Consider the following 17,492-nt stretch of genomic DNA (forward strand, 5'->3'; position numbering starts at 1 on the left):
TCTCCCTGCGTGATGCGTCGCGCGGCCCCCGCCGCTGCGAACAATCGCGCGCCTTGCTGTCTCGCTAGCAGACGACGACTGTCTGCGTCGCGATCTCCCGGCCGGAAAACCATTTTCGGCGCGAGCGACAGAGTAATGAAGCGTCCCGAGTTGACGCCTGCGGACCGCAGGGTTGCGTTTGAATCGTTTGAAGACCGCCTGGCCATGACCGCGCAAGCGCTGTCGGAAATGGCCAATGAGTGGAACGATACTCCCATCGAAACGATGGCGGCGAGTCCGGTTTCGACGGCCGAAGGTCACGGCTGGTCGGAGATTGCCTACGCGCGCAATGCCTACGGTCTGCGCGGCGATGGTCAAACCGTGGCCGTCATCGACAGCGGCATTGCCTACGATCACGTTGCGCTCGGCGGCGGCTTGGGCGCTGCCTATAAAGTGGTCGGCGGTTGGGATTTCGCCGAGAACGATGCCGACCCTTATGATGACGGCCCGGCTGGTTTTCACGGCACGCATGTCTCCGGCATCATCGGCAGCACCGATAAGAAGTACACCGGCGTCGCGCCCGATGTCGATCTCGTGGCGCTTCGCGTCTTCGATGACAACGGTAACGGCACGCTTGAGCAAGTCGAAAAAGCCCTGCAGTGGGTTCACAACAATCGCAATGCGTTTGCGAATCCGATTACCACGGTCAACCTGTCGCTCGGTACTTCGTGGAACAGCAGCAATCTGCCCGACTGGGCGATTCTGGAAGATGAGTTTCGGCAGCTAGAGCAGGATGGCATCTTCATCGCCGTCGCCGCGGGAAATTCTTTTGCTACTTACAAAGCAGCCGGCTTGAGTTATCCGGCCGCGAGCGAATATGTCGTGCCGGTCGCGAGCGTGAATAGCGCTGGCCAATTCAGCTCGTTCAGCCAGCGGAGCGATCGCGTTCTGGCTGCGCCGGGCGAAAAGATTCAAAGCACGCTGCCCGACCATTTTTATGGCAGCGATGGCGTGAAGAATGACTTCGGCGCGACGAGCGGCACGAGCATGGCTGCGCCGTACGTAGCCGGCGCGAGTGTGTTGTTGCGTGAAGCGATGACGGCGATGGGCCGCACGAACATCACGGAGGACATGCTCTACGACTGGCTGAAGAACACCGCCGATACCGTTTACGATTCGGTGACCAATGCCAACTACAGCCGACTGAATTTGCAAAACGCGCTCGACAAGCTCGTCGGCGCCGATGACTTTGGCTCGACGGCTGCAGAGGCCACGAATGTCGGCACCCTGACGACATCAATCACCGTGAGCGGCACGATCGGTCAACTGCAAGACAGCGATTTCTTCCGCTTCACGGCGGCTGCTTCAGGCCAAGTGACGTTCACGATGAACGTGAGCGGCAACCTCGCAGGAAAATGGCAAACTCCAGACGGCGGCACCGTGAATGGCAACCAGGTGACGATGACCGTCGTCGCCGGGCAGAGCTATCGCATCGGGCTCGGCACGAGCGACGGCATCGGGAAGTTCGTCATTGATGCTCGTCTGACTGCGACCGAAACTCCCCCGCCGCCGACTACACCCAATCCACCTACGAATCCGAACCCGCCTACGAATCCGAATCCTCCCTCCACGCCGCAGCCGCCAGCTGTGAACGCCAACTGGGGAACGGCGGCCAGCAATCGCATCAACGATGTGAATCTGGCCACGGCGAGCAACTACTACCAAATCACGGCTGGTCGAACCGGCACATTGACGATCGAAGCGCTGTTCAACAACGCGCTCGGCAACGTCGATCTCGAGGTCTACAACGCGCAGAATCAGCTCGTCGGCAGCAGCTCGGGCCTGACGAACGCGGAACGGGTCGATGTATCGGCAACGGCTGGCGCCGTGTTCTATGTTCGCGCCAAAGGCATCAATCGCGACGTCGATTTTCGCGTGACCAACCTGGTAACCGTCACTGGCAATCAAGTGGCCATCGGCGGCACTGCAGGGAACGATGTTTACAGCTGGACGCACACCGGCGCACTGCAACAAGTTCAAGTAAACGGCGTGAGCTACACACTGGCCGCGAGCAGCCAAGTGCAGATTCAAGGTGGCGCGGGTAGCGACTCGATTACGTTGCAAGGAAGCAGCGGTGTCGACACGATCACCGCTCGGCCCGGCAGCATTGAGCTACTCGGCAACACGTACTCGTTGAATACGAGCGCGATCGAACAAACGATGATCCGTGGCGATAGTAGCGACCGCGTGACGATGTACGACACCGCCGGCATCGACTTTCTCGAAGCCACCGCGAATGGCGTGTCGATGGTAGGCACTGGTTATCAAACGCGGGTGCAAGGGATTAGCAACGTCACTGTTATTTCGCTCGGCGGCGCCGATATGGCCCGCCTGAGCGGCACGAGCGGCAATGATCGCTTCACCGTTAGCCAGGGTGTGCGGACATTGACCAACAACTCGTTGAATCTCCGCGTTGAGAACATGGCCACGGTATCCTTCTTCGGCCTCGGCGGCACCGACACCGTGGAAATCAGCGGCATCGGCACCAATGACGAGCTATACGGCCGGCGCGGCGTCGGTCGGTATACAACGGCCAGTTATCGAACCGAGTTCTCTGACATCGACAATGTACTGGCCCAGGCGCGAGCCGGCCAAGCCGTGAAAGCCGATGTGAAGACAGTTGATTATCTGTTCCGCCGGTTGGCGAACTAACATCGTCGACCGGGGCGAGTTAACCCAAGTTGCTACGCCGGGCGATGGCCGCAGCGTAATCGGCGCGGGCTTCGCCGTTGAGGGGGCGTTTGCGAGCGGTGCACCAGCGGGCGAGCGTGTCGACCTCGACCGGAATGCGGTGGGCATGTTCACCCTTGTCGTGCAGTTGCCGCTCGAGCTTTTCGACGTCCTCGGTCCATTCGTCGTACGTGCTCGCGAGCTTATCAGCGTCGGCAGCAACGGCTTTCAACTTCTGCCATTCGGTTTCATTGAACCAGGCGATGTTGACGCAATCGTGATGGTGGTGATGATGGGCCATGGTGTTCCTTAACGTGAACTCGTCGCGACGAGACTAAGTGACGGTTTACTTTTTCGGTGAATCAGGCAGCTGAAAATCGGCGTCTGTGAGTTTCGCCGGGAACTCTTTCGGCTGTGGCAACTGAGTCGTCCAGAGGACGCTTTGAGCCACGAGTCGTTGATACTCAGGCTGTTTCCAATTGGCGTGAAAGTGGAGGCCGGAAAAACCAAACGAACGGCCGCCATCTTTGCGTTGCCAGGCCCAGGCGATCATTTCTTCGCGGTCGTCGATGCGAGCGGTAAGGAGTGATTTCAGTTCTTGATTGGGATCTTGTTTGAAGGCGTAGTAGAACTCGTCCTTCTGCTTGAACGGCTGCATTCCTGCCGTGGCGGGATGATCGCTGGCCGGCGTGCACTGGGCTTCGAGCACTTTGTATTTGCGATCGGGCCCGCCGTGGCAGGCACCGAAGAGTTGCACAAAGACATCAATGTTTTCGGCTTCTTTGGTTCCCATGCCCCAGTGCAAAACCGATAAGCCACCCTTTCGCCCAGCGAGTCGGCGGAAAGCTTCGCGGCGGGCGGGATCGCTGTTCACCCATTTCGCCCCCTCGGAGACAAATAGCACGCAGTGGTCGGTCTTATCGAGAACAGCAGGGCCGTCCTTCCAATCGACGTCGGCTTTAACTTGAGTGATCAGGAGATCGGGAACGTCGCGCAGGAGCCGGGCGAGAATCTGCTGGCCGGCAACGTATTCGTGGGTCGTCACAGGATGACCATCGGGCCCCTGCGAAAGGAGGAGCAACCGCCGCGGCTCGACTGCCGAGGTTGCGGCTGGCTGCAATCCGCTCCAGAGTGCAACGGCGAATAAGAATCCGATGATGGCCCGAATCGACATGGGAGAGTTCCACGAGGAGGATGGCGACCGGCACATTCTAGTGGATTGCGGCCCCTTCCGTGAACGAACCGCAGCGGCTGCGACTGAGTACTTTTTTCCCGACCAAGCGTTCAGGTCGTAGTCGCTGTGCGCGGCGGGAAGAATAAATCGTCCTCGAGGCGCAAGTCATTTGTCAGCCAGGGCGTTCGTAGTCTAAGATAGCTCCCTACGAGGGTGGGCTCCTTCGCTCGCAGCCCTTCGGTCGGAACAGATCAGTGCGGAACAGAATCCAAGGAAATCGCTGTATGTCCAATTGCCGCTGGCTCTTCGGATTGGTTGTTGGTTGCGGTCTGCTGTTGGCAGGCTGGATTGCCGACGCGCAGGCCGCTCCCACGGCAGAGCAGCGAGCCGAGGTGACGGCGATTAGCACCCTGATGACCAAAGCGGCCAACCTCTTTCAAAACAGCAAGTTCAAAGAATCGGCCGCTGCCATTGCCGAAGTGCAACAGCGGATCGAAAAGCTCGCTGAATCGGGCGATGAACAGGTCATCAATCTGCTCGCCCCGATCCACAAGAAGCTGCAGAACGCCCACTCGCTGCTTGAACTCGAAGGGGTGACTCTCACCGAGCTCAAGCCTCTCGCCAAGCCGATGAAGCCCGATCCGAAGGATCCCAAGGCTGGTCCGGGAGCTCCGGCTGGCACTCCTGCTGCGGGTGGCGGAGTGAGTTTCACCAAGCAAGTCGTGCCGATTCTCACGGCTCGCTGCGGCGGCTGCCATGTGACCAAATCGAGCGGCATGTTTTCGATGGCGACCTACAACGCCCTGATGAAGGGTTCGGCCGCCGGCCTCGTAATTTTCAAGGGTGACGGCAAAGGCAGCGTCTTGATGGAAAAGATCGACGACGCCGAAATGCCGCCAAACGGTCAGAAGATCCCCGCCCCCGAAATCGAAATCCTCCGCAAGTGGATCAACGAAGGGGCCAAGTTCGACGGCGCCGACATGGCCAGCAACATCACGATGCTCACCACGGCTGGCACGCCAGCCCCTGCTGCCACGCCGGCCAAGGCGCCTGTGGTGGCGCAAGCGACTGGCAAAGAGACCGTCAGCTTCTCGAAGGAACTCGCTCCCATCTTGGCCGAGACCTGCATGGGTTGCCACGGCACGCAACAGCCGCGCGAAAACTTCAGCGTCAGCAACTTCGAACGGCTGCTGAAGGGTGGTGATGCCGGCCAGAACATTCTCCCCGGCAAGCCTGCCGAAAGCCTGCTGATCAAGAAGCTCAAGGGAACCGCCGCCGATGGTCAGCGGATGCCGCTGAATCAACCGGCTCTCGACAATGCGGTGATCGCCAAGTTTGAAAAGTGGATCGAAGAAGGGGCGAAGTTCGACGGCCCGGATTCGAAGCAATCGATGGACCGTTTGGCGGCTGTTACCAAGGCGATCAACTCCACGCACGAAGAATTGAGCAACGAACGAGCTAAGCTCGCGATGCAGCACTTCGCCCTCACGTTGCCTAATGATTCGGCCGAGCGTCGCGAAACGACGAACTACCTGATGCTGGGCAACGTCGGCACCAGCACGCTCGACGAAATCGGCAAGCAGGCCGAAAGGCTGGCCCCGCGCGTTGCGGATATCTTCAAGGCTCCCGCCGACAAACCGCTCATCAAGGGCCGCCTGTCGCTGCTGATTTTCAAGGACCGCTACAGCTACAGCGAATTCGGCAAGATGGTGGAAAAGCGGACGATCCCCGCACAATGGCGCGGGCACTTCATGTTTGACACCGTTGATGCTTATGCCGCCGTTACCGTGCCGCGGCCGGGCACCGCCCAGGACTACCCGATTCAGGGAATGATCCTGCAGCAATTGGCCGGCACTTACATGGCTTCGATCGGCAAGAATGTGCCCCACTGGTTTGCGGAAGGAGCGGGCCGCGTGGTTGCTTCGCGCTTGTCAGCCAACGATCCTCGCGTGCGAGCTTGGGATGAATCAATCCCTGCCGTCGTCAGTTCGATGCCTGCCAGCGATTCGTTCCTGGGCAATGACATGGATCAAGAAGCGGCCGACATCGCTGCCTACAGCTATGTGAAGCACCTGATGGGCGATACCCGCCGTTTCCAGATCCTGGTCGATGGTCTGCGGAAGGGTGGCGACTTCAACCAACTCTTTAATGATGTGTATGGTGGCAGCCCAGCAGCAGTGACTCAAGGCTGGGTTCGCAAGGCCGCCAACTCAAAGCCGGGTCCTTCACGAACAGCACCGGTGCCGAAGAAAAACGACAAGTAGAGCTGAGCATCGCTCTGGCGCTGCTTCTGAAAATCCAAACTGGACGAGCCAAAAGGTTCGTCCAGTTTTTTTAGCAGGGGCTACTTCAACATCCGCCGGGCGAGGCTCGTAGTCGCCGCGTCGTCGTTGTCCCACAGGCTCTCGAACCAACCGTTCACGCGGCGGCGAGAAAGCGTGAGCCAGTAGCGGCCCGTTTCGAGTTGCATCCGCAGATCGGCTTCGTCGCCGTGATGCTCGCGGATCAGATAGTCGAGGCGATTGAGGACGCAACTACTGGCGTAAATGTCGGTTGCCGCATCGGCGATCCGCGCGAGCAGGTATTGGCGGTCAACGATTTCTTTCTGGTGAGCGATCAACAGCCGTTCGACATTCTTACTCAGCGCGGCGATCTGCACGCTGAGCGCTGCAGCATCGGGTTCGAGCTCGGCACTTCGCACCGGCACCGCTGGCGAGGCGAACATCGCCCCCAACTTGCGGCCGCCGAAGCGCGCGAGCTTGGTGACCTTGCCCAGCGGATGATAGATCGCGTTCAGAATGCTTTCGAGTTCCAGGCCCACGTCGCGCATGCCTACAAGTGCGCTGAACCCGCGGAGCACATCATTGGCCCCTTCGCCAATGGTGTTGATGCGGGCATCGCGAACCATCCGCTCCCACGGCTGATCGGTGAAATAGGCCAGGCCACCGTGTAGCTGAAACGTGTCGTTCAGCAGCGTCCACAGAAGTTCGGTGGCGAAGACCTTGAGCATCGCCGTTTCCAGCATGAAGTCGCCGTGTCCTGAATCCATCAGGGCTGCCGTCTGATAGGTGCAGCTCTCCATCGCAAACGTTGCTGCCTGCATGAAGGCCAACTTCTGCTTGACCAATTCGAAGTTAGCCAGCGGTTCGCCAAATTGCACTCGCTGTTTTACATGCTTCAGCGCACCGGCCACGCAGAACTTTGCCGCGCCCGTGCAACTGGCCCCAAACGTCGTCCGGCCGAAGTCGAGCACCGTCAGCGCGACGCGGAGGCCTTTGCCTAGTTGCCCCAGCACATTTTCCCGCGGCACGACGAGATCTTTGAAGGCCAACCGGCTCGTCGCGGTGCCGCGCACACCCATCTTCGGCATTCGCTTTTCGACGACGCTAAAGCCGGGCATGTCGGGAGTGACCACAAAGGCCGTTATCTTTGAATCGCCCCCTTTGGGATCTGGCGTGCGGGCCATCACGGTCAGCACGCTCGCGATTCCGCCGTTGGTGATCCAGCGTTTCTCACCGTTGATCACAAACGATTTGCCATCGGCAGTCGGCGTGGCCGTCGACTGCACATTGGCTGCGTCGCTGCCAGCCTGCGGCTCCGTGAGTGCGAAGGCGCTGATCCATTCGCCCGTCGCGAGCTGCGGCAAGTACTTGGCCCGCTGCGCATCATTTCCAAATAGCACGAGCGCTCGCGGACCGATCGAATGATGAGCGTTCACAAACAGCGCGGTGCTGCCGCAGTGGCCGCCGAGAATCTCCAGCACGCGACAGTAACTCGACTGCGTCAAGGCGAGTCCGCCAGCACTTTGCGGCAAACAGGCGCCGAGAATACCGAGCCGCCCGAGGCCATCGATCACGCTCTGCGGAATCTCGGCATTGCGATCGATGGCGACCGGATCGATCTGCGTGCGGCAAAAAGTTTTGAGTTCATCGAGCAGCGGCTCGACGCGCGAATCATGCTCGTGGATCGGATAGGGGAGCAGCGCCTCGCGCTGGAACTCGCCGAAGAACAACCGTTTGGCGAAGCCGATTTCCTTGGACTTGTCGCCGAGAATTTCCTCGGCTTGCTTCATCTGCTTTTCACGGTCCGCGGGATTCATGGTGCGATCCTTGCTGAGCGTCAATGATGTCGGGAAGAGGATGCGTCATTGCCTGCTATCATCATACGGGCGAGCCCGCCAAAGTCACTCCCGCCTGACCACGAGCACCGCATCGTGCCGATCGTCAATCGACCAGCCTTCGGAAACATGACAAACGCTTAAACTCGCGCCGGCACAATCGTCAGCCATGGCCTGAATCTCGCCTGGCTGCAGCAAAAAGTCGCGCGGCGGCTTGTCATGCCTGGTCAAATTGATGGTCGTGGGTTGAATCATCATCAAGACACCTTGCGGACGGAGTGAGTCGCGGAGCAGCTGCGGAGTTGGTCGCCAAAGGAAGCAAATCGAAACGATTAGGTCCCACGGCCCCACCGGCAGACCTTGCAGTTCCAGGTCATGCTCGAGTGGCTTGAGCGTAACACCGACCGCCCGCGCGCGTTGTTGCGCAACTTGCAGGCCAACCGCCGAAACATCGGCGAGCGTCACATCAAAGCCTTGCTGTGCGAGCCAGATCGAATGCCTGCCGCAACCACCGGCCAGATCGAGCGCTCGGCCGCGCTGAGGTGGCAGCCACTCGGCGAGATTCAGCAATACCGGCGAAGGCTTTCGCGGTGCGAAATCGGGATCGCTGTATTTCTGATTCCACTTCTCGCGATCTTCGGCCGACATGCAATTTTCTCCTCAGCGGAGCGGACGCAGGTTTCGCGCTCGCCGCTCGTCATTGACCCGTTTCCAAGCTTCCGGCGATTGTTGCAGAAAGCGAGCGAGTTGCGTCGTCGAGACATTTAGCTGTTCGGCTGACGTCGATAAATCGAACTCCAAAGCCGCGACGCGATCGAGCGCTTCGGCGAGCAACGCGGGAAAATCGTCGTGCTCGGCGCTCACACTCAGCTTTCGATTTCCTGTGCGACTTTGCCAAAGTTCGCTCGATCCTTCTCCTGCCAATGCCGAGCGGACATGAATTGCCAACTCCAGTCGCAGCCGAAAGATCGCCATCGTGCGATTCTGGGCTTGGCTGCGTCGTTCGCTGGCTTCGGCGCGCAGGCCAGTGGGTTGATGCGTGACGACGACGGCGGTCTCGACTTTGTTGCGGTGCTGTCCACCCGGACCGCTACGGCGCGTCGTTTGAAAGCTACACTGGTTGAGCAGTTGATCTTCCGTAAGCGCGGCTGGATGAACCGGAAACGTGCCGTTCACGGCGAGGCTCGCGCGACGCGAAAACCGGCGTAACAAAAAGCATCGCCGGCTTCGCCGTAGGCTCGCGACGCGCTGCGACTCGCCATCGGCCCGGTGTACCAACAGCCGCCCCGCATCGAACGCCAGTCGCCGAACTTGTGTTGCGGCGTGGTCTCGGGGCCCTGCGGATCGACGGTGACCACCATTCTTCCCGTGCGGGGATCGCGGGCTGCTTTCTGCAACTCCTGATAGTATCGATCGGCGTAACGGTCGGAGCACCATTCCCAAACGTTGCCGTGCGTATCGAAGAGCCCCCAGGCGTTCGGTTTGAACTTGCCGACCGGTGCCGTATAGACCACGCCATCGGTTTGCTCCTCGGGTGTGACTGTCAGGTGCTGCCGTTTCACGACGCCGGGGTGGGCCGCTTCGAGAGTCGCATCGCCGATGTTGCCATAGGCGTAAACCGAGGCCGGCGTGTCGCCACCAACGTAGATAGTGTCGTTGCCAGCGCGGGCCGCGTACTCCCACTCGGCTTCGGTCGGCAGCCGGTATGTCGTCTTCTCCTGCTTGCTCAACCAATCGCAAAATGCCGTCGCATCCTGCCAGCTAACGCAAGTTACCGGATGATCGTCGGTTTGAGCGAAGCCGGGATTCTTCCAATTCGCATCGCTTTTTTGCACAAAGCGAGCCACGCCATCTTTCTCGGCAGGGTTGAAGACCAGCGCGCCACGACCGTTCTTCTCGGCCGACGTCTGATACTTCGTTTCTTCGACAAACTTGCGGAATTGCCCGACCGTTACTTCCTGTGTGGCAATCCAAAATGGTTTGCTGATGCGCACCTGATGGGCTGGCCGTTCGTCGATCAGATCGGCGCCCTGTTCCAGCGTGTTGGGGTGATTCAGCCGCAACTTCTGGTCATCGGTCATGCCGCGATTGAATTCACCGGCGGGTATTTCAATCAGCGTCATGCCGAGCGAGTTTGTCGCGCGCGGCAACGGCTCGGCGGCGAAGCTCACGTTAGCCACGAGAAATAACAAACTAAGTGCCGCGAGCGTTTTCATGCTGAAATCAACTTTTTGATCACGCCCGTGCTGTCTTGGAATTGTCCCGCGGGCGACGCGCCGACGCGATCGATCATCGTGTGCCAGACGCTGCTGAGCGGCGTCTTGTCGAGCTTGAGATGCCCCTGATGCGCGATGCCGAGTCCGCTGCCGCCAGAGATGACGGTCGGCAGCAAATCCTTGCTATGGCCGATCCCCATGCCGCTGGAAAATCCAAGCACCGTGCGATCTAGCAGGGTTTGATCCCCTTCCTTGATGCTGCGGAGCTTGCCTAGGAAATAGGCCCAGTGATTCATATAGATCGTGTCGACCTTGGCGAGTTCCTCGAGGTTCTGCGGATCGTTGCCGTGATGCGTCAACGCGTGATAGTCCTTCGACACGCCAAACTCCGGATACACGCCGCCAGCAAGTTCGGTGCGCACCACATAGGTCACCACCCGCGTCGAATCGGTCTGCAGCGCGAGAGCGATCAGGTCGTACATCAGCTTGGCATAGGTGTCGTAGAAAAAGCCCGGCACACCCTCGGGCGTCATGTTTTTGCTGTAGTCGCGCAAGCCATCTGGATCGGGCGAGGGTTTGCCTTTGGTCGACCATTCGACTCGTCGCGCGAGTTGCTGTTCGAGTTCGCGCACCGAATTGAAATACTGATCGAGTCGATCGCGATCGGCCGTGCCAACCTGACGCGACAGCTTGTTGGCATCTTCGCGCACTAGATCGAGCACACTACGACGACGGCGGAACTCGGTCGACTGCTGCGACTTCTGCTGTTCGGTATCGGGCTGAAATAGACGAGTGAACAATACATGCGGATCATTTTCGGCGGCCAGCGGCACGCCCTGGCGGTTCCAGGCGATGGTGGCGAGCGGTTGTTCACCGAAACCGGTGCCGCGTTTGACCGACATCTGCAGCGAAGAGTATCGCGTGTCACGCCCTAGCACTTCGGCAGCCACTTGATCGGGCGAAATGCTCTGCTTCTGGTCCTTCGCAATACTGGTGGCGAATGGATAAGCGCCATCGTGACCGCCACCCTTTTCGAGATATGTTCCCGAGAGCACCGTGAAATGGCCGCGATGGGCCTCGAGCGGCTTGAGGATCCGCGTGAGCTCGAAATCCTTTCCTTCAGTTTCGGGCGTGAACTGCCGCATGTTCATGCCGGTGCCGAAATAAAACATGCCCATCCGCGCCGGCGGCGTAGCCGCAGCAGCTGCGCGAGCAGAGGCAGGCAGCATCGCGTCGAGATAGGGGAGCGCCATCAGTGCGCCAGCGCCACGAAGGAGCGTTCGACGAGAAAGAGGTGTTGGCATCGTGTTCTCGATTAAATGAACTACTTGGTGCGAAAGGATTCGCTGGTCACCAGGGCTTGGATCAAACTGCGAAGCGAATCATCGCTCGTGGTTGCAGCGGCTGTCATGTGATCGATTGTTGGTCGATCGAGCGGTTCCACGGGCCGACCGAGCGCATAGCTGAGGAGCTTTTCCGCCAAGGCCTGACGGAAGCGAGGATGTTGCTGCTTAAGCAGATTCTTGAACTCCGTGAAGTTCGCAAACGATTCGCCGTTGGGCAGCTTCCCGCTGGCGTCGATCTTCGGCTTTAGTCGGCTGTTGCGAAAATTTTCGCCGTCCTGCTCTTCGCGCCATTGGCCGATGACATTGAAGTTTTCGAGCGCGAGGCCATACGGATCGATACCGCGATGGCAGGCCGCACAGGCCTCGATCTGCTGATGCTGCAGCAGCCGTTCGCGGACGGTCAGGTTCTTGCCCTGAATATTAGGTTCGATTTCTCCGACATTCGGCGGCGGCGGATCGGGCGGATCATTGAACAGCACTTCGCGCACATACACGCCGCGGGTAACCGGTTTCGTCCGATTCCCATCGCTGCCGCGCAGCATCACGCCGGCCTGGCCGAGCAAGCCGCCGCGCCGCGAATCAGCAGGGAGTTTCACGGCGCGGAAGTCTTCACCTTTGACATCAGCAATGCCATAAAAAGTTGCTAGCCGTTCATTGAGCAGCGTGAAGTCGCTATCGAGAAAATTCGCAACCGGCAAATCATTACGCAGCACATGTTCGAAGAACGATAGAGACTGCTGCACCATCGCGGCGCCGAGCTTTTCGCTGTAGGCCGCGTAGAGTTTTTCGTCCGGCTTGAAGTTGCGGAACTCTTCCGTCCGCAACCACTGGGCGCCAAAGCCAGCGACCAGTGCTCGGCTGTTTTTATGTTTCAGCAGCCGTGAGGTTTCAGCGGCAAGCGTTTTGGGATCTCGCAACTTGCCGGCCGCAGCCAATTGAAATAACTCGTCATCCGGCATGCTCGACCAGAGGAAATACGACAAACGACAAGCCAGTTCATGGTCAGTGAGCTCGCGCCGCGACTCGCTACTCGGCTCGAACAAATAGATGAACTTCGGCGAAGTGAGAACCGCGGCGAGACCGACGCGGATCGCTTCTTCCCAGGCTGTTTTCGATTCCAACTCTTGCTGCACGAGTTTGACGAAGGGCTCCACTTCTTCAGCAGTCACTGGGCGGCGGAACGCGCGAGGGAGAAAGTTTGTAAAAACCGTTCGCACTCGCGCGATATCTTGCGCCGCGTCTGGCTCGTGACCGAGCACGATCTCGTGACTCTTCGGCGGCCATTGTTCGTACAGCGGCCCTTCGATTTCGATCCAATCAATAAACAGCTTGGGGACCTTCGTCAGATCGAGCACGTCAGGGTTGGGCATGCTGCCAGAAACAATTCCTTCGGCCAGCATCCGGCCGCGGATCCGCATGATCTCGGCGAAGTTCTGCTCGTTGCCTGCTTTTTCGATCGCTCGTTCCATGTGACCATAGGCTTGGCTGTAGCCGCGGAAACGCGTCGGCTTGCCGATGCGGACTGAGAACTCGCCGCCATCGATGCCGAGCGGCATGATCACTTCGTAGACCTTCGGATCGCTTTCAGGAGCATCGACAACAGTCTCGAGCAGCACGCCTTCGCCGCCACCTTCGCGGATGACCTGCATCGTGACCGGTTCGTCCTTGCCGGCCCGATCGGCGGCAGCGCGCACGCGAACCGCATACATTCCTTTGATGGGAATCCGCCGGCCGCGGCTGCCATTCACCTTGGTGCCGGGATAAATCAAGTCATCGAACGACCGCGTGCCACCTTCCATAACGACGACATCGTGCTCGCGGCATTGAAAGCCCGGCTGAGCACACATGTAGCGAATCGAAGCCCGCTTGGCAGTGTCTTCGAGCTCAAAGCGGTTGCGATACGTAGCAAACTCCGGCGGCCCGCTGACGATGGCTTGGGCCGCGATTCGCTGAGCTACTTCGTAATACTTGTCGAGGAGCGATGGATCGAGCAGCAGCGCCGACGAGCCTTTATCAAAGCCATCGGCTCGGCCGTCGGGCGGCAGAAAATCGAGCGGGCTTTCGCCAGGGAGAAAGTTGATAGCGAGCAAATCGCGAATGGTATTCGCGTACTCGGTGCGATTCATTCGCCGTAGTACGACGCGGCCGCCGCTACTGCGCGACTTTCGTTCCGCGGCACGCAGTTCGGCAGCGATCCACTTCACCACTTCTTGCTGCGCGGCAGCAGCAGGCCGAGGCCGTTCGTCCGGCGGCATTTCGCCCCGATTCAGCTGATCCATCACTTCAATCCACTGCCGGGCGGCATCGCCTTGCGTGAAATCGGTCGATAGCGTGTCGAGCCGCAGTTTCCCTTCCTGCTTCTCAGGCCCGTGACAGGCCACGCAGTGCGACTTAAGAAACTGCTGCAGAAAATCCGGCGCGGGCTCGGCGAGCGCCGGCGAGCAAATCGTGGCCAAGAACAGGCAGGAGTAAACGATCGCGCGCATCAGGCCGAACCCAGAGTTAGCTGCCTGGAGCGCCGGCAGCAGCCGGCACTCCCACGGGAATCTATCAAGCCTAGAGTTTAGCCCAGCTAGCGGCGCGTGGCGAGCTTAACCCAGCATCGGCAGCGACATGCCCGGCGGTTTGGCCATGGTGCTGTCGGCAATGTTACGGACCATGGTGGCGACGATCTTTTCCAAATACGGCCCAACGATCGGATCGTCGAAGTTGCCGAGGGTCAGCCCTTCGTCGCCGTTAATGCGAATCTGCATGTTCAGCGGCACTTCGCCGAGGAACGGCACTTTCAATTCTTCGGCTGCGCGACGAGCACCGCCGCTGCCGAATATGTCGTACCGTTTGCCGGTGTCGGGGCAGATGAAACCGCTCATGTTCTCGACCATGCCGAGGAGCGGGATATTCACTTTGCGGAACATGGCGATCGCTTTCACCGCGTCGATCAGAGCGACCTGCTGCGGCGTGCAAACGACGACCGCGCCGCTGAGCGGCAGCATTTGCGAGAGCGTAAGTGCGATGTCGCCGGTGCCGGGCGGCATGTCGATGATCAAATAATCGAGATCACCCCAAGCGGTGTCGCGAAGGAACTGTGTGATGGCTCCGTGCAGCATCGGCCCGCGCCACACGACGGCTTCGCCGGGCGGCACGAGAAAGCCCATCGACATGACGGGCATTCCTTGAAATTGCACCGGCTGAATCTTGCCGTTGGTAACGCCGGGTTTGTCGGCGGAAGCCAGGCCGAGGAGTTGCGGAATACTCGGGCCGTAGACGTCGGCATCCATCAGGCCTACTTTGCATCCAGCCCGCTTCAAGCCGAGCGCGATCGTCGAAGCAACCGTGCTTTTGCCAACGCCGCCTTTGCCCGAGCCGACAGCAATCACGCTTTTGCAAGTCAGGCCGATCTGGCCGATCTTCACTGGAGCGCGATCGTGCGTGGCGAGTTTGATTTCGATATCGTAGAGCGACGGAAAGCGGCGGCGCAGCAATTCAGCCAGGCGATCGCGAATTTCGTTCTTGATTGGTGCCGAATGCGTGGTGAGGGCCAACGTAAGCGACAGTTTTTCGCCGGCTAGATTTATGTCATGCACTTGCTGCGTTTGCGTCACGCTTCGTCCGGTTTCAGGGTCTTTGAATTCGGCAAGCACTTTTTCGACGGCCGCCAGCGATACATCAGTCATCCGATTTTCCTAAACAAATCCGAACAGTTAGTTGATTACAGGTGAAGCATTTAGAGCCAGGCGCGGCCAAGGCAAACGTTGCCAAACAGCGTCAGGCAGCGGCAGTTGAATCGCTGCCTGCCGGCGCAAATGTCGGCGAACGAGACGAGCCGCGGCAGGCAATTGTTGAGTCCGGTCAATAGCCAACAGCACACCGGCTTCCTGCAGCAGCGCGACTGCCGTTGGTTGGCGGCTGATATCTGCGCTACAAAGTGCGAGCGTTCGTACTTGCGGCAATTCATTCTGCCAGCGATGGAGCGTGGCGAGAGCAACTGCGAAGTTCTCTGCCGAAACACTCACGGCGGCGACCGAGCCCGGATGTTCTCGCAGCAATTGTTCGCATTGAGTCAGCGACAGCGCCGAAGTCAGCCAATTCCAACTTGCCGCCGGCAGCGCACGCCGCCACGCGGCGAGCCAGCGCGGCGTGCGTTCGCAGATAATCAGGCGGGGAGGCATGCGGTTAATCGTAGAAAGCAAGGGCGTTTTTCACAACGGGCACTATTCATCTCCGAAGTGCCGTGCTTTGCGGGTATCATCGTTGACAATTACGATTTCCGGACCATCTAGCGGATTACCGCTCTCGTTGAACCACTGCACAACGACATTCCATTCGTGTGGTCGGTGCCGATCACGGCGAGGCGCAGCAAGTTGATAAGTCCAGTCGTCAACTGCATTGCTTCTTGCCAAGCCACTCTCAATTAAAGCCTGGGCAGCTTGGGTCACTTCGGATTCAGTCATCGCCTTATGCCCCGAATCCCGCCAGCACTTCCTTCGCCGTGTCGATTGTCTGCTGAATATCCGCCTCGGTATGGGCCGCAGAAACAAAGAGTGCTTCGTATTGGCTGCAGGGCATGTACACGCCGCGGTTGAGCAAGCCCCAGAAGTAGCGGGCAAAGCGGGTGGTATCGCTCTTGCTTGCGCCGTCCCAATCGGTCGGCTGCATGTCGTTGAAAAACAGCGTGAGCATGCTGCCGACGCGGGTCAGCGTGGCGGGAATTTTGGCCTCGTGGGCGGCGGCGAGCAAGCCATCGCCCAGCAGCTTGCCGAGTTGATCGAGTTTTTCATAGGGCGGCTGATCACGCAGAAGTTTCAATGTGGCAATGCCCGCGGCGGTTGCGACCGGATTGCCGCTGAGCGTGCCAGCCTGGAAAACTTTGCCTGCCGGCAGAATGTGTTCCATGATCTCCTTGCGGCCGCCGTACGCGCCAATCGGCATGCCGCCGCCGACAATTTTGCCCAGCGTGGTGATATCGGGCGTGATGTCGAGTAGTTGCTGCGCGCCGCCGGCCGAGACGCGAAAGCCCGTCATCACTTCATCACAAATCAGCAGCGCGCCGTGCTTCCAAGTTAGTTCGCGCAGCGTCTGCAAAAAGTCCGGTGTGGGAACGACGGTTCCCATATTCCCGACAATCGGCTCGAAGATGACACCCGCAATCGTCGAACCGTGCTCGGTGAAAACTTCTTCCAGATTGGCCACATCGTTGTATCGGCAGACAATTGTGTCTTGCGTTGTGCCAGCCGTCACACCGGGCGAGTTCGGCACGCCGAGTGTCGCTGCCGAGCTTCCCGCAGCGACGAGCAGGCTATCGACATGGCCGTGGTAGTTCCCAGCAAACTTGATGATTCGATCGCGGCCCGTGTAGCCGCGGGCTAGACGGATGGCGCTCATCGTCGCTTCGGTGCCGCTGCTCACCAGGCGAACCATTTCGATCGACGGTACGAGTTGGCAGATGAGTTCGCACAGTTCGTTCTCGCCCGGCGATGGCGCACCGAAACTGAACGCTTTCTCAATCGCTTCGCGCACGGCAGCGACGACTTGCGGATGCTGATGGCCGAGAATCATCGGTCCCCAGGAACCGATGTAGTCGATGTATTGATTGCCATCGACGTCGAACAAGTACGCGCCGGCCGCCCGCTCAAAAACCACCGGCTCACCGCCGACGCCGCCAAAGGCCCGCGCAGGACTGTTCACGCCGCCAGGCATGAGTTCCTTGGCGCGGGAGAAAATCGCATGTGATTTAGGGCGTTGCATGGGAGGGCAGAAGTTAGAAGGCTGAATGCGGAAGGAAGGATACAGTTTCGCCGATTTGGGGCGGCACTTGAAGGTGGCGAGGTTCGCCGCAAATCAGCTTGCATCACCGTGACGCGTCGCTGAGAATGAACGCTTCCCTCCCGCCGCATATTTCCCACCTAAGGCCGTTCGCCACTCCCGCCGCG

At 59.4% G+C, this 17,492-nt stretch carries 14 protein-coding genes; 2 read left to right on the forward strand and 12 right to left on the reverse strand.

The features are described 5' to 3' along the window. Positions 1-135 precede the first annotated feature (135 nt). Entirely contained in the window at positions 136-2,691 is a 2,556-nt protein-coding gene (locus tag M9Q49_RS15915; RefSeq protein WP_254509788.1) for a S8 family serine peptidase, read from the forward strand. A 19-nt stretch (positions 2,692-2,710) separates the two neighbouring features. Here the strand turns inward: M9Q49_RS15915 and M9Q49_RS15920 are convergent, their stop codons facing one another. Next, on the reverse strand, positions 2,711-3,010 hold the full coding sequence (locus M9Q49_RS15920) for a hypothetical protein (protein WP_254509789.1): 300 nt from the start codon (positions 3,008-3,010) through the stop codon (positions 2,711-2,713). Positions 3,011-3,055: 45 nt separating this feature from the next. Further along, positions 3,056-3,883, reverse strand: a complete 828-nt coding sequence (locus tag M9Q49_RS15925) for a ThuA domain-containing protein (RefSeq protein WP_254509790.1) — start codon at positions 3,881-3,883, stop codon at positions 3,056-3,058. Positions 3,884-4,167: 284 nt separating this feature from the next. On the opposite strand from M9Q49_RS15925, the gene M9Q49_RS15930 reads away from it, so the two are divergent. After that, positions 4,168-6,147 carry a c-type cytochrome domain-containing protein gene (locus tag M9Q49_RS15930; protein WP_254509791.1) on the forward strand — a complete coding sequence of 660 codons (1,980 nt, stop codon included), beginning with the start codon at positions 4,168-4,170 and terminating at the stop codon, positions 6,145-6,147. An 80-nt stretch (positions 6,148-6,227) separates the two neighbouring features. On the opposite strand, the gene M9Q49_RS15935 is transcribed toward M9Q49_RS15930, so the two are convergent. The 10 genes from M9Q49_RS15935 to hemL all read right to left on the reverse strand — a co-directional run bounded on the left by M9Q49_RS15935 (position 6,228) and on the right by hemL (position 17,307). After that, positions 6,228-7,982, reverse strand: coding sequence for an acyl-CoA dehydrogenase family protein (locus tag M9Q49_RS15935; protein WP_254509792.1), 1,755 nt, complete (start codon positions 7,980-7,982; stop codon positions 6,228-6,230). 84 nt (positions 7,983-8,066) lie between these two features. Beyond that, positions 8,067-8,648, reverse strand: a complete 582-nt coding sequence (locus tag M9Q49_RS15940) for a class I SAM-dependent methyltransferase (protein ID WP_254509793.1) — start codon at positions 8,646-8,648, stop codon at positions 8,067-8,069. 12 nt (positions 8,649-8,660) lie between these two features. Further along, positions 8,661-9,176 carry a peptide chain release factor-like protein gene (locus M9Q49_RS15945; protein WP_254509794.1) on the reverse strand — a complete coding sequence of 172 codons (516 nt, stop codon included), beginning with the start codon at positions 9,174-9,176 and terminating at the stop codon, positions 8,661-8,663. Next, positions 9,173-10,216 carry a formylglycine-generating enzyme family protein gene (locus M9Q49_RS15950; protein WP_254509795.1) on the reverse strand — a complete coding sequence of 348 codons (1,044 nt, stop codon included), beginning with the start codon at positions 10,214-10,216 and terminating at the stop codon, positions 9,173-9,175. The genes M9Q49_RS15945 and M9Q49_RS15950 overlap by 4 nt, the downstream gene beginning before the upstream one ends. Beyond that, positions 10,213-11,520, reverse strand: a complete 1,308-nt coding sequence (locus tag M9Q49_RS15955) for a DUF1552 domain-containing protein (RefSeq protein ID WP_254509796.1) — start codon at positions 11,518-11,520, stop codon at positions 10,213-10,215. Before M9Q49_RS15955 ends, M9Q49_RS15950 begins: the two co-directional genes overlap by 4 nt. 20 nt (positions 11,521-11,540) lie before the next feature. Continuing rightward, entirely contained in the window at positions 11,541-14,048 is a 2,508-nt protein-coding gene (locus tag M9Q49_RS15960) for a DUF1592 domain-containing protein (RefSeq protein ID WP_254509797.1), read from the reverse strand. Positions 14,049-14,153: 105 nt separating this feature from the next. Then, a complete protein-coding gene (locus M9Q49_RS15965) occupies positions 14,154-15,236 on the reverse strand; it encodes an Mrp/NBP35 family ATP-binding protein (protein WP_254509798.1) in 1,083 nt (360 codons plus the stop codon). Between the two features lie 27 nt (positions 15,237-15,263). Next, the gene (locus M9Q49_RS15970; protein WP_254509799.1) at positions 15,264-15,731 is read right to left on the reverse strand and encodes a hypothetical protein; all 468 of its coding nucleotides are present in this window, start codon (positions 15,729-15,731) and stop codon (positions 15,264-15,266) included. A gap of 42 nt (positions 15,732-15,773) precedes the next feature. Then, positions 15,774-16,013, reverse strand: coding sequence for a hypothetical protein (locus M9Q49_RS15975; protein ID WP_254509800.1), 240 nt, complete (start codon positions 16,011-16,013; stop codon positions 15,774-15,776). Between the two features lie 4 nt (positions 16,014-16,017). After that, a complete protein-coding gene (gene hemL, locus M9Q49_RS15980; protein WP_254509801.1) occupies positions 16,018-17,307 on the reverse strand; it encodes a glutamate-1-semialdehyde 2,1-aminomutase in 1,290 nt (429 codons plus the stop codon). Between the last annotated feature and the right edge of the window lie 185 nt (positions 17,308-17,492).

The organism is Anatilimnocola floriformis (assembly GCF_024256385.1).
Classification (GTDB): Bacteria; Planctomycetota; Planctomycetia; order Pirellulales; family Pirellulaceae; genus Anatilimnocola; species Anatilimnocola floriformis.

What these genes read in the sequence shown, in the direction of transcription:
- M9Q49_RS15920 (WP_254509789.1), bottom strand. Translation starts at nt 3,010, where the DNA reads ATGGCCCATCATCACCACCATCACGATTGCGTCAACATCGCCTGGTTC.
- M9Q49_RS15965 (WP_254509798.1), bottom strand. Translation starts at nt 15,236, where the DNA reads ATGACTGATGTATCGCTGGCGGCCGTCGAAAAAGTGCTTGCCGAATTC.
- M9Q49_RS15925 (WP_254509790.1), bottom strand. Translation starts at nt 3,883, where the DNA reads ATGTCGATTCGGGCCATCATCGGATTCTTATTCGCCGTTGCACTCTGG.
- M9Q49_RS15970 (WP_254509799.1), bottom strand. Translation starts at nt 15,731, where the DNA reads ATGCCTCCCCGCCTGATTATCTGCGAACGCACGCCGCGCTGGCTCGCC.
- M9Q49_RS15955 (WP_254509796.1), bottom strand. Translation starts at nt 11,520, where the DNA reads ATGCCAACACCTCTTTCTCGTCGAACGCTCCTTCGTGGCGCTGGCGCA.
- M9Q49_RS15975 (WP_254509800.1), bottom strand. Translation starts at nt 16,013, where the DNA reads ATGACTGAATCCGAAGTGACCCAAGCTGCCCAGGCTTTAATTGAGAGT.
- M9Q49_RS15950 (WP_254509795.1), bottom strand. Translation starts at nt 10,216, where the DNA reads ATGAAAACGCTCGCGGCACTTAGTTTGTTATTTCTCGTGGCTAACGTG.
- M9Q49_RS15915 (WP_254509788.1), top strand. Translation starts at nt 136, where the DNA reads ATGAAGCGTCCCGAGTTGACGCCTGCGGACCGCAGGGTTGCGTTTGAA.
- M9Q49_RS15960 (WP_254509797.1), bottom strand. Translation starts at nt 14,048, where the DNA reads ATGCGCGCGATCGTTTACTCCTGCCTGTTCTTGGCCACGATTTGCTCG.
- M9Q49_RS15930 (WP_254509791.1), top strand. Translation starts at nt 4,168, where the DNA reads ATGTCCAATTGCCGCTGGCTCTTCGGATTGGTTGTTGGTTGCGGTCTG.
- M9Q49_RS15935 (WP_254509792.1), bottom strand. Translation starts at nt 7,982, where the DNA reads ATGAATCCCGCGGACCGTGAAAAGCAGATGAAGCAAGCCGAGGAAATT.
- M9Q49_RS15940 (WP_254509793.1), bottom strand. Translation starts at nt 8,648, where the DNA reads ATGTCGGCCGAAGATCGCGAGAAGTGGAATCAGAAATACAGCGATCCC.
- hemL (WP_254509801.1), bottom strand. Translation starts at nt 17,307, where the DNA reads ATGCAACGCCCTAAATCACATGCGATTTTCTCCCGCGCCAAGGAACTC.